11 protein-coding genes and 1 tRNA gene are annotated in these 15277 nt (G+C 69.2%); 6 read left to right on the top strand and 6 right to left on the bottom strand.

Annotated features, from left to right (window positions below; all coding sequences use genetic code 11):
* The first annotated feature begins 1 nt into the window (after position 1).
* The 3 genes from ACFV0T_RS34420 to ACFV0T_RS34410 are packed head-to-tail and all read left to right on the top strand — an operon-like array spanning position 2 to position 3455.
* Complete coding sequence (locus ACFV0T_RS34420; protein WP_385788082.1) at positions 2–1825, top strand: branched-chain amino acid ABC transporter permease; 1824 nt, start codon at positions 2–4, stop codon at positions 1823–1825.
* A gap of 5 nt (positions 1826–1830) precedes the next feature.
* Positions 1831–2742: an ABC transporter ATP-binding protein gene (locus ACFV0T_RS34415; protein ID WP_385788079.1), complete on the top strand. Its 912-nt coding sequence runs from the start codon at positions 1831–1833 to the stop codon at positions 2740–2742.
* Positions 2739–3455: an ABC transporter ATP-binding protein gene (locus tag ACFV0T_RS34410; protein ID WP_385788077.1), complete on the top strand. Its 717-nt coding sequence runs from the start codon at positions 2739–2741 to the stop codon at positions 3453–3455. The genes ACFV0T_RS34415 and ACFV0T_RS34410 overlap by 4 nt, the downstream gene beginning before the upstream one ends.
* Positions 3456–3539: 84 nt before the next feature.
* Here ACFV0T_RS34410 and ACFV0T_RS34405 read toward each other — a convergent pair whose 3' ends face one another.
* Positions 3540–4196: an ANTAR domain-containing response regulator gene (locus ACFV0T_RS34405; protein ID WP_385788074.1), complete on the bottom strand. Its 657-nt coding sequence runs from the start codon at positions 4194–4196 to the stop codon at positions 3540–3542.
* Between the two features lie 101 nt (positions 4197–4297).
* Between ACFV0T_RS34405 and ACFV0T_RS34400 the strand changes: the two genes are divergently transcribed.
* A tRNA-Leu gene (locus ACFV0T_RS34400) sits at positions 4298–4380 on the top strand.
* 84 nt (positions 4381–4464) lie between these two features.
* Positions 4465–5253 (top strand): helix-turn-helix domain-containing protein, encoded by a 789-nt coding sequence (locus ACFV0T_RS34395; RefSeq protein WP_385788071.1) that lies wholly within the window; start codon positions 4465–4467, stop codon positions 5251–5253.
* Between the two features lie 13 nt (positions 5254–5266).
* On the opposite strand, the gene pyk is transcribed toward ACFV0T_RS34395, so the two are convergent.
* Positions 5267–6703 carry a pyruvate kinase gene (pyk, locus tag ACFV0T_RS34390; protein WP_385788068.1) on the bottom strand — a complete coding sequence of 479 codons (1437 nt, stop codon included), beginning with the start codon at positions 6701–6703 and terminating at the stop codon, positions 5267–5269.
* A 129-nt stretch (positions 6704–6832) separates the two neighbouring features.
* Positions 6833–7546 (bottom strand): SIMPL domain-containing protein, encoded by a 714-nt coding sequence (locus tag ACFV0T_RS34385; protein ID WP_385788065.1) that lies wholly within the window; start codon positions 7544–7546, stop codon positions 6833–6835.
* A gap of 149 nt (positions 7547–7695) precedes the next feature.
* On the opposite strand from ACFV0T_RS34385, the gene ACFV0T_RS34380 reads away from it, so the two are divergent.
* Positions 7696–9510, top strand: coding sequence for a bifunctional metallophosphatase/5'-nucleotidase (locus ACFV0T_RS34380; RefSeq protein WP_385788062.1), 1815 nt, complete (start codon positions 7696–7698; stop codon positions 9508–9510).
* A 147-nt stretch (positions 9511–9657) separates the two neighbouring features.
* Here the strand turns inward: ACFV0T_RS34380 and ACFV0T_RS34375 are convergent, their stop codons facing one another.
* The 3 genes from ACFV0T_RS34375 to pepN all read right to left on the bottom strand — a co-directional run bounded on the left by ACFV0T_RS34375 (position 9658) and on the right by pepN (position 15236).
* Entirely contained in the window at positions 9658–11070 is a 1413-nt protein-coding gene (locus ACFV0T_RS34375; protein WP_385788059.1) for a lysine N(6)-hydroxylase/L-ornithine N(5)-oxygenase family protein, read from the bottom strand.
* On the bottom strand, positions 11067–12425 hold the full coding sequence (locus tag ACFV0T_RS34370) for a pyridoxal phosphate-dependent decarboxylase family protein (protein ID WP_385788056.1): 1359 nt from the start codon (positions 12423–12425) through the stop codon (positions 11067–11069). Before ACFV0T_RS34370 ends, ACFV0T_RS34375 begins: the two co-directional genes overlap by 4 nt.
* Positions 12426–12752: 327 nt before the next feature.
* Positions 12753–15236: an aminopeptidase N gene (gene pepN, locus ACFV0T_RS34365; protein WP_385788054.1), complete on the bottom strand. Its 2484-nt coding sequence runs from the start codon at positions 15234–15236 to the stop codon at positions 12753–12755.
* Positions 15237–15277: the final 41 nt, after the last annotated feature.

Below are 15277 nucleotides of genomic sequence, written 5' to 3'. Positions count from 1 at the left end.
GATGACCACACAGACCACCGCACCCGAAACCCCCAGCGCACCCGCGCCCGCGCAGTCCGGCCTCATCGGCATCCCGCCACACGTGGGCCGACTCCTCGCCACCGGCGGTGCCATCCTCACCGTCATCTCCACCTTCCTCGCCTGGACCTGGACCTCCGCGTTCCCCGGCGACCTGACCGTCTACGGCTACCCGGGCGGCCTCCAGGTCCTCGTCCTCATCGGCGCGCTCCTCACCACCCTCTTCGCCCTCGCCTCCCACGGCATCAAGGGCCTCGGCTGGCTCATCCCCGCCGGCGCCGACGGCGCCATCAAGTTCGCCGCCCTCGCCACCTTCGCCACCAGCTGGTACACGGTCCTCGCGATCAGCAGCACCCTCGGCGGCGTCGTCAACCTCGAACCCGGCGGCTACCTCGTCGCGCTCGGCAGCCTCACCGCCTTCATCGGCGCACTCGCCCTGCCCTTCGAGCACCCCGAGGCCGACCCGATCGACCCCGACGACACGGCGTGGGAGCACTCCAAGCACAAGGCCGCCCACCAGTGGACGACCATCAAGGCCGCCTTCGCCTCCGGCACCGCCCGCCCGGTCGGCAAGCTCTCCTCGTACGTCGAGATCCTCATCATCGCCGCCCTCCTCGCCCTCGGCCTCACCGTCTTCACCTACGGCATCGGCACCGAGTACGACGAACTGTTCATCGGCTTCCTCATCACCGCCGGCTTCGGCTTCGCCGCCCTCAACAAGTCCGGTCTGATCACACAGGCATCCCAGATCACCGCCCGGCACCAGAACATCACCGTCTGCGGCGCCTTCGTCGCCGCGGCCGCATTCCCCTTCACCCAGACCGACGACCAGTACGCGACCCTCGGCGTCTACATCCTCATCTTCGCCACCGTCGCCCTCGGCCTGAACATCGTCGTCGGCCTCGCCGGCCTCCTCGACCTCGGCTACGTCGCCTTCCTCGGCGTCGGCGCCTACGCCGCCGCCATGGTCTCCGGATCCCCCAGCTCCCCCTTCGACGTGCACTTCCCCTTCTGGGCGGCCGCCCTCGTCGGCGCCGGCGCATCCCTCGTCTTCGGCGTGCTCATCGGCGCCCCGACCCTGCGACTGCGCGGCGACTACCTCGCCATCGTCACCCTCGGCTTCGGAGAGATCTTCCGGATCACCGCCAACAACCTCGACGGCACCTCCGGCCCCGACATCACCAACGGCTCCAACGGCATCTCCTCCATCCCGAACCTCGACATCCTCGGATTCGACTTCGGAGCCGTCCACAACATCCTCGGCATCGACATCGGCCGCTTCGCCAACTACTTCTTCCTGATGCTGATCATCACCGCCGTCGTCGTCACCGTGTTCCGACGCAGCGGCGACTCCCGCATCGGCCGCGCCTGGGTCGCCATCCGCGAAGACGAGACCGCCGCCCTCGCCATGGGCATCAACGGCTTCCGCGTCAAGCTCATCGCCTTCGCCGTCGGCGCCTCCCTCGCCGGCCTCGCCGGCACCGTCCAGGCCCACGTCACCTACACGGTCACCCCCGAGCAGTACCTCTTCGCCGGCCCCATCCCGCCCAACTCCGCCTTCCTCCTCGCCGCCGTCGTCCTCGGCGGCATGGGCACCATCGGCGGCCCCCTCATCGGCGCCTCACTGCTCTTCCTCATCCCCAACAAGCTCCAGTTCCTCGGCGACTACCAGCTCTTCGCCTTCGGTCTCGCACTCATCCTGCTGATGCGCTTCCGTCCTGAGGGCCTCATCCCCAACCGACGCCGCCAGCTCGAGTTCCACGAAGAAGCGGAAGCGCCCACCGTCCTCACCAAGGCAGGGGCCTGACCACCATGACCACCGACACCACCACCAAGGACACCACCCCCGGCGCCCCCGCCACCGGGGAAACCGTCCTCGACGCCCGCGGCGTCACCATGCGCTTCGGCGGCCTCACCGCGGTCCGAGACGTCGACCTCACCGTCAACAGCGGCGAGATCGTCGGCCTCATCGGCCCCAACGGCGCCGGCAAGACCACCTTCTTCAACTGCCTCACCGGCCTCTACATCCCCACCGAAGGCGAAGTCCGCTACAAGGGCACCGTCCTGCCGCCCAAGTCCTTCAAAGTCACCGCCGCCGGCGTCGCACGCACCTTCCAGAACATCCGACTGTTCGCCAACATGACAGTCCTGGAAAACGTCCTCGTCGGCCGCCACACCCGCACCAAAGAAGGCTTCTGGTCAGCCGTCCTGCGCCTCCCCGGCTTCCACCGGGCCGAAGCCGCCTCCCGCGAACGCGCCATGGAACTCCTCGAGTTCGTGGGACTCGCGGCCAAGGCCGACCACCTCGCGCGCAACCTCCCCTACGGCGAGCAGCGCAAACTGGAGATCGCCCGCGCCCTCGCCAGCGAACCGGGCCTGCTCCTCCTCGACGAGCCCACCGCCGGCATGAACCCGCAAGAGACCCGGGCCACGGAAGAACTCGTCTTCGCGATCCGCGACAAGGGCATCGCCGTTCTCGTCATCGAGCACGACATGCGCTTCATCTTCAACCTCTGCGACCGCGTCGCCGTCCTCGTCCAGGGCGAAAAACTCGTCGAAGGCGACAGCGCCACCGTCCAGGCAGACGAACGCGTCATCGCCGCCTACCTCGGCGAACCCTTCGAAGACGCCCCCGGCGACGAAGAGATCGCCGAAGTCGAGGCCGCCGAAGCGAACGCCGAGACCACGACGGACGCCACGCCCGGCAAGGAGAACGACCGATGACCGCACTCCTCGAAGTCGAGGACCTCCGCGTCGCCTACGGCAAGATCGAAGCCGTCAAGGGCATCTCGTTCAAGGTCGAAGCAGGCGAGGTCGTCACCCTCATCGGCACCAACGGCGCCGGCAAGACCACCACCCTGCGCACCCTCTCCGGCCTCCTCAAGCCCGTCGGCGGCCAGATCAAGTTCAACGGCAAGTCCCTCAAGAAGACACCCGCCCACCAGGTCGTCTCCCTGGGCCTGGCCCACTCCCCCGAAGGCCGGCACATCTTCCCGCGCATGACCATCGAGGACAACCTCCGCCTCGGCGCCTTCCTGCGCAGCGACAAACCCGGCATCGAGAAGGACATCCAGCGCGCCTACGACCTCTTCCCCATCCTGGGCGAACGTCGCAAGCAGGCCGCGGGCACCCTCTCCGGCGGCGAACAGCAGATGCTCGCCATGGGCCGCGCCCTCATGTCCCAGCCCAAACTGCTCATGCTCGACGAACCCTCCATGGGCCTCTCACCGATCATGATGCAGAAGATCATGGCGACCATCGCCGAACTCAAGTCCCAGGGCATGACCATCCTGCTCATCGAGCAGAACGCCCAAGCGGCACTCTCGCTCGCCGACCACGGCCACGTCATGGAGGTCGGCAGCATCGTCCTCTCCGGCACCGGCCAGGACCTGCTCCACGACGAGTCCGTCCGCAAGGCCTACCTCGGCGAGGACTGACCCACCCGCTTCACCCACGACGAGGCCCGCGCCCCTGACTCAGGGAACGCGGGCCTCGTCGTACGTACGCGGGGGCGGTGGAACTCAGCCCTTCGCGGCCTTCTTCTCCTCGGCGTCCGCGATGACCGCCTCGGCGACCTGCTGCATCGACATCCGCCGGTCCATCGACGTCTTCTGGATCCACCGGAACGCGGCCGGCTCCGTCAGCCCGTACTGCGTCTGCAGCACCGACTTCGCCCGGTCCACCAGCTTCCGCGTCTCCAGACGCTGGCTCAGGTCGGCGACCTCACGCTCCAGCTCCTTCAACTCCGTGAAGCGCGACACGGCCATCTCGATGGCGGGCACCACATCGCTCTTGCTGAAGGGCTTGACGAGATACGCCATGGCCCCCGCGTCCCTCGCCCGCTCGACGAGGTCCCGCTGCGAGAACGCGGTCAGCATCAGCACCGGCGCGATCCGCTCCTCGGCGATCTTCTCCGCCGCCGAGATGCCGTCCAGCTTGGGCATCTTCACGTCGAGAATCACGAGGTCAGGCTTGTGCTCACGGGCGAGCTCGACGGCCTGCTCACCATCACCGGCCTCACCGACGACGGAATAGCCCTCCTCCTCCAGCATCTCTTTGAGATCGAGCCGGATCAGGGCCTCGTCCTCGGCGATGACGACACGGGTCGTCAGCGGAGGCACGTGCGACTTGTCGTCGTCGGGCGCGTCTACGGGCTGGGGCGACTCGGGGGCGGTCACGGGGGCTCCTTGGTACGGGCCGGGCAGGTACTGCTGCCTATGCAGCCTACCTAGAGGCGAGGAGCTGTGGTGACCCGGTATGCTTCCGGGCAGCCAGTCCTGCCGGGTTGGTGGAATGGCATACACGGATGTCTCAAACACATCTGCCCGAGAGGGCTTGCGGGTTCGAGTCCCGCACCCGGCACCGTCCAGAAAGCGGATGTTCACGTTCTCGTGAACATCCGCTTTTTGCTGCACTGGGTCACGATGGGTGACGCAGAGTGTTCGCATGAACTTCCATGGCACTGAAGTACGACAAAAAGCTGTCACTCTCCTCCGAAACGGCATGAGCAACGCCGACGTGGCGCGGGGTCTGAAGGTGCCTTTAGGGACGGTGAGCTACTGGAAGCATGTGGACCGAGCGAAACGCGGCGAGTGTCAGGGCAAGCGCGACCCCAAATGCCCAAAATGCGATGGCCGAGAACTCAACGAGTCGGCATACAGCTATCTGCTGGGCCTCTATCTCGGCGACGGTCACATCAGCCGCTACTCCGAGCACCGCGCACCCAACCTCATGATCACCTGTGCCGAGTCATGGCCTGGCCTGATGGACGAGTGCGAGCAGGCCATGCGTACGGTCTTCCCCGACAACTCTGTCTGCCGGGTCCGCAGGACCGGTTGCCGCAACGTCAAGGTCTACTCGATGCACCTCTACTGCCTCTTCCCCCAGCACGGTCCGGGCAAGAAGCACGACCGCCACATCGCTCTGGAGCCCTGGCAGCAGGAAATCGTCGACGCCCACCCGTGGGAGTTCATCCGGGGGCTCATTCACTCCGACGGCTGTCGCATCACCAACTGGACGACCCGCATGGTCGCCGGTGAGCGCAAGCGGTACGAATACCCGCGCTACTTCTTCGCCAACAAGTCCGACGACATCCGGAAGCTCCTTACGGACACCCTCGACCAGGTCGGCGTCGAGTGGACGACTCTGGCCCGCGGCAGCGACCCGTTCAACATCTCCATCGCCCGCAAAGCCTCCGTAGCCCTGCTCGACGTCCACGTAGGCCCCAAGCACTGACCCGCGCCACCGTCTACTTCGGGCTGTCGTCCTCGCCGATGTGGTGGATGCGGACCAGGTTCGTGGTGCCGGCCACCCCGGGGGGTGAGCCCGCCGTGATGACCACGACGTCACCCTTCTGGCAGCGCCCGTACTGCAGCAGCAGCTCGTCGACCTGGTCGACCATCGCGTCGGTGGAGTCGACGTGCGGGCCCAGGAACGTTTCGACACCCCAGGTGAGGTTCAGCTGGGAGCGGGTGGCCGGTTCCGGGGTGAAGGCCAGGAGCGGGATCGGGGAGCGGTAGCGGGAGAGGCGGCGGGCGGTGTCGCCGGACTGAGTGAAGGCGACGAGGAACTTCGCGCCGAGGAAGTCGCCGATCTCGGCCGCCGCGCGGGCGACCGCGCCGCCCTGGGTGCGGGGCTTGTTGTTCTCGGTGAGCGGGGGCAGGCCCTTGGCGAGGATGTCCTCCTCGGCCGCTTCGACGATCTTCGCCATGGTGCGGACGGTGGCGACGGGGTATTTGCCGACGCTCGTCTCGCCGGACAGCATCACCGCGTCGGTGCCGTCGAGGACCGCGTTGGCGACGTCGGAGGCCTCCGCGCGGGTGGGGCGGGAGTTCTCGATCATGGAGTCGAGCATCTGGGTGGCGACGATGACCGGCTTGGCGTTGCGCTTGGCGAGTTTGATCGCGCGTTTCTGGACGATCGGGACCTGTTCGAGGGGCATTTCCACGCCGAGGTCGCCGCGGGCGACCATGATGCCGTCGAAGGCGGCGACGATGTCGTCGATGTTCTCGACGGCCTGGGGCTTCTCGACCTTGGCGATGACGGGGAGGCGGCGGCCTTCCTCGTCCATGATGCGGTGGACGTCCTGGATGTCCTTGCCGCTGCGGACGAAGGAGAGGGCGATCACGTCGAAGCCGGTGCGCAGGGCCCAGCGGAGGTCGGCCTCGTCCTTGTCGGAGAGGGCGGGGACGGAGACGGCGACGCCGGGGAGGTTGAGGCCCTTGTGGTCGGAGACGATGCCGCCTTCGATGACGGTGGTGTGGACGCGGGGGCCGTCGACGGAGGTGACTTCGAGGCATACTTTGCCGTCGTCGACGAGGATGCGTTCGCCGGGGGTGACGTCGGTGGCGAGGCCTTGGTAGGTGGTTCCGCAGGTGTGGCGGTCGCCTTCGGTGTCTGCTTCGACGGTGATGGTGAAGGTGTCGCCGCGTTCAAGGAGTACGGGGCCTTCGGTGAAGCGGCCGAGTCGGATCTTCGGGCCCTGAAGGTCGGCGAGGAGGCCGACGCTGTGGCCGGTCTCGTCGGAGGCCTTTCGTACGCGCTGGTATCGCTCCTCGTGTTCGGCGTGCTCGCCGTGGCTGAGGTTGAAGCGGGCGACGTCCATTCCGGCCTCGACCAGGGCTTTGATCCGGTCGTACGAGTCGGTCGCGGGGCCCAGGGTGCAGACGATTTTTGCTCGGCGCATGTTTCGAGCCTAGGCCTTACCGGCGGGTAGAGAATTGGCGTGGCATGACTACTCAACCACCTTTGCGTGAAGGGCTATTGACAACTGTTGAAGTGTGCGTCGCCGCGCTCCGATGAGCATCTGGTCGGTTTACAGGCGGGGTGGTCGCATGGTGAAGCGGGCGTTGACCTGGGCGTGCAGGTGTTGGCGCTGGGGTTCGAGGTCGAGGGGTGCGGCGGTGTCTTCGGTGGCTTCGGCGAAGGCCATGGAGCGCATGCGGCCGGGCGGCTGGGGGTAGGCCGGCGGGGTGTTTTCGGCGCCGATGTCGGCGAGCTCGACGAGTGCGTCGAGGGTGGTGTCGAGGGCTTCGGCGTATTCGCGGGCGCGTTGGACGGCTTCTCGTACGGCTTGCCGGCGTACCTGGCGGTGGGCCGGGGAGTCGGGGCGAAGGGCCCACCAGGGGCCGTCGACGCTGGTGAGGTCGAGGTCGGCCAGGCGGGTGATGAGTTCGCCCAGTGCGGTGAAGTCGGTGAGTTCGGCGGTGACGTAGACGTTGCCGTGGTAAGTGCGGACGCGTTCGCCGCGGCCGTGTCGGGTGAGTTCGGGGGTGATGGAGAGGCCGCTGGTCTCGAGGCGTTCGACGGCGTCCGCGTAGGTTTTGATGAGGTCGAGGACGATGGTGTTGCGGCGGGTGAGGTCGTCGAGTGCGGTGCGTCGGTCTTTGCCGCGGGCGCCGACGGTGACGATGACGCGGGCGGTTTCGGGTTCGACTTCGAGGCGGGCTTCGCCGCGTACGGCGATGCGGGGGGCGTCGGGGGTGCCGTAGGGGAGGGCCGTCGGTGGGGTGTCGGGGGTGGTGGTCATACGTCCAACTCTGTCACTGGTTGGTTGATTTCGGGTCGTGGATTCACGGGCCAGGACACCTGATCGCAACCTGCTGGACCTGTTGCGGTAGGTCATGGACGGGTCAGAATCTACGCGCGTTGTTGACCGTTCCCGGAGGAGAACCCGATATGCCGTTGAATCGCCGGAAGTTCCTGAAGAAGTCGGCCGTGACCGGGGCGGGGGTGGCGATCGCCGGTGCGGCGGCGGCTCCCGCGGCCGAGGCCGCGGAGTCGAGGGGGCCGGGCAGGCCGACCAAGCCGGCCAAGCGGTACGCGCTGACGGTGATGGGGACGACGGATCTGCACGGCAACGTCTTCAACTGGGACTACTTCAAGGACACGGCGTACTCGGACGCCAAGGGCAACTCGGTGGGCCTGGCCCGGATCTCGACTCTGGTGAACCAGATCCGCGAGGAACGGGGCCACTGCAACACGCTGCTGCTGGACGCGGGTGACACGATCCAGGGCACGCCGCTGACGTACTACTACGCGAAGGTCGACCCGATCACCGCCAAGGGTGGTCCGGTGCACCCGATGGCTCAGGCGATGAACGCGATCGGTTACGACGCTGCGGCGCTGGGCAACCACGAGTTCAACTACGGCATCGAGACGCTCCGCAAGTTCGAGCACCAGCTCGATTTCCCGCTGCTCGGCGCGAACGCCGTGGACGCGAAGACGTTGAAGCCCGCCTTCCCGCCCTATTTCATGAAGCACTTCCACGTGCCGGGCGCGCCGCCGGTGAAGGTCGCGGTGCTCGGTCTGACCAACCCGGGCATCGCGATCTGGGACAAGGCGTATGTGCAGGGCAAGCTGGCGTTCCCGGGTCTGGAGGAGCAGGCCGCGAAGTGGGTGCCGAAGCTGCGGTCGATGGGCGCGGACGTGGTGATCGTCTCGGCGCATTCGGGTTCTTCGGGTACGTCGTCGTACGGTGACCAGTTGCCGTACGTGGAGAACGCGGCGGCCAATGTGGCGAAGCAGGTGCCGGGGATCGACGCGATTCTCGTGGGGCACGCGCATGTGGAGATCCCGGAGCTGAAGGTCACCAACGAGGCGACGGGCAAGACGGTCGTGCTCTCTGAGCCGCTGTGCTGGGGAGAGCGCCTCACCTTGTTCGACGTCGAGCTGGTGTTCGCGAAGGGCAGGTGGGAGGTCGAGTCGGTGGCGGCGTCGCTGCTGAACTCGAACACGGTCGCGGACGACCCGAAGATCACCCGGTTGCTGCGCGACGAGCACGCGAAGGTCGTCGAGTACGTCAATCAGGTCGTCGGCAGCGCGACGGACACGCTGACGACGGTGGATGCCCGTTACAAGGACGCGCCGATCATCGATCTGATCACCAAGGTCCAGGAGGACGTGGTGAGGGCGGCGCTGGCGGGTACGGCGTACGCGTCGGTGCCGGTCATCGCGCAGGCGTCGCCGTTCTCGCGGACGTCGCAGATCCCGGCGGGCGAGGTGACGATCCGGGATCTGTCGAGCCTGTACGTGTACGACAACACGCTGGTCGCGAAGTTGATGACGGGTGCGCAGGTGCGGGCGTACCTGGAGTACTCGGCGGAGTACTTCGTGCGGACGGCGGCGGACGCGGTGGTCGACACAGAGAAGCTGACGAACGCGAACGGCCGTCCGGACTACAACTACGACTATGTGTCGGGTCTGGTGTACGACATCGACGTCGCGCAGGCCGCGGGGTCGCGGATCAAGAACCTGACCTACAACGGTGCGGCGCTGGACGACGCTCAGCAGTTCGTGCTGGCGGTGAACAACTACCGTGCCAACGGTGGCGGGGCGTTCCCGCACGTGGCCTCCGCGACGGAGCTGTGGGCGGAGTCGACGGAGATCCGGACGCGGATCGCGGAGTGGGTGACCGCGAAGGGTGAGCTGGACCCGAAGGACTTCGCGTCGGTGGACTGGAGGCTCACGCGCGACGGTACGCCGGTGTTCTAGGGGCGTGTGGCTGTACGTCGACGGCGGCGGCGCCGGCACGCGCGCCGGTGTCGTCGGCTTGCGGGCCGTCGTCGGGGTCGAACTGTTCGTGGATCCGGTCGGGTTCGGCCGGGTCCGCGGTGGTGGTGGTCGGTCGCCGGTTCGTCGTCAGCGGCCTTCGACGAGGGGGGTGAGGGCCGCTTGTGGCTGCCGGGTCCGTGGGATCCGCGGCTGTGGGGCGAGTCCGAAGGTGGTGAAGGCGGTGCGGGTCGGCAGCGGGTAGGTCTCTTTCCCGGTGAGGGAGTTGAGGATGGTGGCGCTGCGCCAGGCGGCGAGGCCGAGGTCGGGGGTGCCGACGCCGTGGGTGTGCAGTGCGGCGTTCTGGACGTGTACGGAGCCGGTGACGGCCGGGTCGAGGACGAGTCGGAAGTGTTCGTCGACGCGGGGGCGGTCGCGGCTGTCGCGGTGCAGGTAGGGGTCGAGGCCGGCGAGGATGCGGTCCAGGGGGCGTTCGCGGTGGCCGGTGGCGAGGATGACGGCGTCGGTGGTGAGGCGGCTGCGGCTGCCCTGTTGGACGTGTTCCAGGTGTAGTTCGATCTTGGTGTTGGCGATGCGGCCGGCGGTGCGGACGCGGACGCCGGGGGTGAGGACGGCGTCGGGCCAGCCGCCGTGCAGGGTGCGGCGGTAGAGCTCGTCGTGGATGGCGGCGATGGTGTCGCTGTCGATGCCCTTGTGGAGTTGCCACTGGGTGGTGACGAGCCGGTCGCGGGCGGATTCGTCGAGGGTGTGGAAGTAGCGGGTGTAGTCGGGGGTGAAGTGCTCCAGGCCGAGCTTGGAGTACTCCATGGGGGCGAAGGCCTCGGTGCGGCCGATCCAGTGGATGCGGTCGCGGCCGGGCGGGCGGTGGCGCAGGAGGTCGAGGAAGACCTCGGCGCCGGACTGTCCGGAGCCGACGACGGTGACGTGTTCGGCGGCGGCGAAGGTCTCGCGGTGGGCGAGGTAGTCGGCGGCGTGCAGGACGGGTACGCCGGGGGCTTCGACGAGGGGTTTGAGGGGGTCGGGCACGTAGGGCTCGGTGCCGACGCCGAGGACGACGTTGTGGGTGTAGGTGCGGCCGAGGGCTTCGGCTTCGCCGTCGGTGTCGAGGTGGGTGTAGTCGACTTCGAAGACGTCGCGTTCGTGGTTCCAGCGGACGGCCTCGACCTGGTGGCGGAAGTGCAGTCCGGGGAGGCTCTCGGCGACCCAGCGGCAGTAGGCGTCGTACTCGGCGCGCTGGATGTGGAAGCGCTCGGCGAAGTAGAAGGGGAAGAGCCGGTCGCGGGCTCTGAGGTAGTTGAGGAAGGTCCAGGCGCTGGCGGGGTCGGCGAGGGTGACGAGGTCGGCGAGGAACGGCACCTGGATGGTGGCGCCGTCGATGAGCAGGCCGGGGTGCCAGTCGAAGCCGGGGCGTTGTTCGTAGAAGACGGCGTCGAGTTCGGCGAGGGGGTGGGCGAGGGCGGCGAGGGAGAGGTTGAAGGGGCCGATGCCGATGCCGACCAGGTCGCGGGGCGCTTCGGGCTCGTGGTGTGGGGGGTGGGTCATCGGGGGGTGGTTCCTTCCACGAGGTGCAGGAGCCCGGCCAGGTCTTCGGGCCGGATGTGGGGGTTGAGGAGGGTGGCCTTGAGCCAGAGCCGGCCGTCGAGGCGGGTCCGGCCGAGGACGGCGCGGCCTTCGTGCAGGAGGCGTCGGCGTAGGTCGGCGACGGTGTCGTCGGTGGCTTCGGCGGGCCGGAAGAGGACCGTGCTGATGGTGGGGCGGTCGTAGAGCTCGAAGCGGGGGTGGGCTTCGAGGAGTTCGGCGAGTCGGGTGGCGTGGGCGCAGACCTGGTCGACGAGGGCCGCGACGCCTGTCCTGCCGAGGGTCTTGAGGGTGACGGCGATCTTGAGGACGTCGGGGCGTCGGGTGGTGCGCAGGGAGCGGCCGAGCAGGTCGGGCAGGCCGGCTTCGGTGTCGTCGTCGGCGTTGAGGTAGTCGGCGTGTTGGTGCAGGACGGTGAGGTCGTGGGCGTCCCGTACGGCGAGGAGGCCCGCGGCGACCGGTTGCCAGCCGAGTTTGTGCAGGTCGAGGGTGACGGTGTGGGCGGCGTCGAGGCCGGTGAGCGCGGGGCGGTGGCGGTCGCTGAAGAGGAGGCCTCCGCCGTAGGCGGCGTCGATGTGCAGTCGGGCGCCGTGGGCGGCGCACAGGGCGGCGATCTCGGGCAGCGGGTCGATGAGTCCGGCGTCGGTGGTGCCCGCGGTGGCGGCGACGAGCAGCGGGCCGTGCAGTTCGGTGAGGGCTTCGTCGAGGGCCGCGGGGTCGAGGGTGCCGGCGGGGGCCGGGACGACGACGGGTTCGGGCAGTCCGAGCAGCCAGGCGGCGCGGGGCAGGGAGTGGTGGGCGTTGGCGCCGTGCACGAGGCGGACGCTGCCGCCGTGTGCTTCGCGGGCGAGCAGCAGGGCGAGTTGGTTGGACTCGGTGCCGCCGGTGGTGACGAGGGCGTCGGCGAGTCCCGCGAGCCGGGCGAGTGTGCCGGTCACCAGGGTTTCCAGCTCGGAGGCGGCCGGTGCCTGGTCCCAGGAGTCCAGGGACGGGTTGAGGACGCTGACGGCGAGGTCGGCGGCGGCGGCGACGGCGAGCGGCGGGCAGTGCAGGTGGGCGGCGCACAGGGGGTCGGCGGGGTCGGCGGCGCCTGCGGTGAGGGCGTGGACGAGGGTGCGCAGGGCGTCGGGGTCGCCGTGGTCGGGCAGTACGTCTGCGACGGCGGTCCTGAGGCGGGCGGCGACGGCGTCAGGTCCGCCGGCGGGCAGTGGTCCGCCGCGTGCCCGGCGGCCGTCGCGCAGGGCTTCCAGCACGGTGTCGAGCAGCGGCCGCAGGGCGCTGGAGCCTTCGGGACCTGAGGCGAGCGGCGGCGTGCTCATGGGCTCCTCCGGGGCGCGGGGCGGGGGGAGTTCCGGCTTGTACGCGGATGCGACGGCTCACCCCGAATGCCCAACGAGCGGGACCCGGGTGGGGGTACTCCCGTGCGGGGAAAACGTGTTGGGGAGTACGGGCCCGGCGGTGACGCCACGCTGTGCTCACCGCCGGAACCACCCGGCCCACCTCGGGCCGGCCGGTCGGCGGCCCGCCTTCGGGGTGCCGCGTTCCCGCCCCCGCCCCCGGAGGTGGACGCCTCCGGGGGACCCACCCCTGCGTGGAAGCACCCCTCCGTGGAACCACCCCTGCGTGGAACCACCCCCTGCGCGGGGCTACGCCTCCCTGACCCGCAGTGCCCGCGCCAGGTCGTCGAGTTGGTCGATGAGCTTGCGGCGCAGGGCCGGGATGGGGCCGGCGTCGCGCAGGCACTCCTCGCCCAGGCGCAGTGTCTCGGGGTCGACGGCGGCGGCGGGGAACGCCCAGCGGCCGGCGGCCTCGGCGATGGCGGGGCCGCGGCGGGCGGCGACGGCGACCGCGTCCTGGTAGTAGAGCGGCACGTAGTCCCGTACCAGAGCGGCCTGTTCGGGCTGCCAGAAGCCCTGGGCGGTGGCCGTGAAGAGGTAGTTGGAGAGGTCGTCGGTGGCGAACATCGCCTCCCAGGCCAGGCGTTTGGCCTCGGGGTCGGGCAGGGCGGCCCGGCAGCGGGCGGCGCCCTCCTGGCCGGTGGCGCTGGGGTCCTGGACGAGTTCGGCGTCGATGACGGCGTCGTCGATCGCGCCGAGGACGGCGAGCCGGCCGAGGATGCGCCAGCGCAGTTCGGGGTCGAGTTCGGGGCCGCCGGGGACGGTGCCCTCGGAGAACCAGGCGCTGATGGTGTCCGGCTGCGCGGCGACGTCGATGTAGTGGCGTACGGCGATGAGCCGCAGGCCGGGGTTGTCGCCGTCCTCGGTGCGGCGGATGAGGTCGCGGCACAGGCCGGTGAGGGTGGCGAGGGCGGCGGGGCGGTCCTCGGGGCTGAGGTAGCGGTCGGCGACCTGGGCGGAGGCGAAGGCGAGCACTCCTTGGACGAGCGCGAGGTCGCTCTCGCGCGGGAGGTGGGCGCGGGCGGCCTCCAGGTAGGCGGCGGGCGGGAGTTCGCCGTCGCGTACGGCGTCGCGCAGGGCGTTCCAGACGACCGCGCGGGTCAGCGGTTCGGGCAGGCCGGACAGGCTCCTGGTGACGGTCTCGAAGGACTCGGGGTCGAAGCGGACCTTGGCGTAGGTCAGGTCGCCGTCGTTGAGCAGCAGCAGTGCGGGGCGCTTGCCGATGGGCTGCGGGGCGGCGCCGGGGACGTCGAGGTCGAGGCGTTCGCGCAGGGTGAGGCGGCTCGCGTCGTTCAGGTCCTGGTCGTAGAGGCCGACGGCGATGCGGTGCGGGCGGCTGCCGGCGTGTTCGACGGTCAGGGTGCGGGTGCCGTCGTCGCCGACGGTGACGACGGGGGTGAGGGTGTCGACGCCGGTGGTGCGCAGCCAGGCGTCGGCCCAGGCGTGGACGTCGCGGTCGGTGGCGGCGGCGAGGGAGTCGATGAAGTCGGCGAGGGTGGCGTTGGCGAACCGGTGGCGGGCGAAGTGGGTGTTGATGCCGGCCAGGAAGTCCTTGTCGCCCAGCCAGGCGACCAGTTGGCGCAGCGCGGAGGCGCCCTTGGCGTAGGAGATGCCGTCGAAGTTGAGGAGTGCGGAGGCGGTGTCCTCGACGGCGTCGGGGGCGACGGGGTGGGTGGAGGGGCGCTGGTCGGCGTCGTAGCCCCAGGGCTTGCGCACGACGCCGAAGTCGGTCCAGGTGTCGGTGAAGCGGGTGGCCTCGGTGAGGGTCTGGTAGCCCATGTACTCGGCGAAGGACTCGTTCAGCCAGATGTCGTCCCACCACCTGAGGGTGACGAGGTCGCCGAACCACATGTGGGCCATCTCGTGGGCGATGACCATGGCGCGGGTCTGGCGCTCGGTGTCGGTGACGGCGGAGCGGTAGACGAACTCGTCGCGGAAGGTGACCAGGCCGGGGTTCTCCATGGCGCCCGCGTTGAACTCGGGGACGAAGGCCTGGTCGTAGGAGTCGAAGGGGTAGGGCTCCTCGAACTTCTCGTGGTAGCGGTCGAAGCACTGCTGGGTGATCTCGAGGAGTTCCCCGGCGTCCGCGTCGAGGTGGGGGGCGAGGGAGCGGCGGCAGTGGATGCCGAAGGGCAGGCCGCGGTGCTCGGTGCGCACGGAGTGCCAGGGGCCGGCGGCGACGGCGACGAGGTAGGTGGAGATGAGCGGGGTGGGTGCGGCCTTCCAGCGGCCCTCGCCCAGGTGGTCGGTGACGCCGTTGGCGAGGACGGTCCAGCCCTCGGGGGCCTGCACGGACAGGTCGAAGACGGCCTTGAGGTCGGGCTGGTCGAAGGCGGCGAAGACGCGCTGCACGTCTTCCATGAACAGCTGTGTGTAGAGGTACGTCTCGCCGTCGGTGGGGTCGGTGAAGCGGTGCATGCCCTCGCCGGTGCGGGAGTAGCGCATGACGGCGTCGACGCGCAGTTCGTGCTCGCCGCTGGTGAGGTTCTTCAGGGGCAGCCGGTTGCCGTCGAGGGTCTCGGGATCGAGGGGCTGTCCGTCGAGGGTGGCGGAGCGCAGCTCGGCGGGCTTGAGTTCGACGAACGTGTCCGCGTCCGAGTGAGCGGTGAATCCGATGACGGTCACGGACCCGAAGGTGTCGTCTCCGGTGGTCAGATCGAGCTCGATCGTGTAGCGGTGGACGTCGAGGAGCTGGGCACGGGTCTGCGCTTCGTCGCGCGTCAGTACGGACATGAACGACATGCTGCCTGATGGCGTCGTCGAGGCACAGAGGC

Origin of the sequence: Streptomyces sp. NPDC059582, assembly GCF_042735715.1 — a bacterium.
GTDB lineage: Bacteria > Actinomycetota > Actinomycetes > Streptomycetales > Streptomycetaceae > Streptomyces.
The sequence above is the reverse complement of the archived record's forward strand: the minus strand, read 5'-3'. Positions and strand labels throughout refer to the sequence as shown.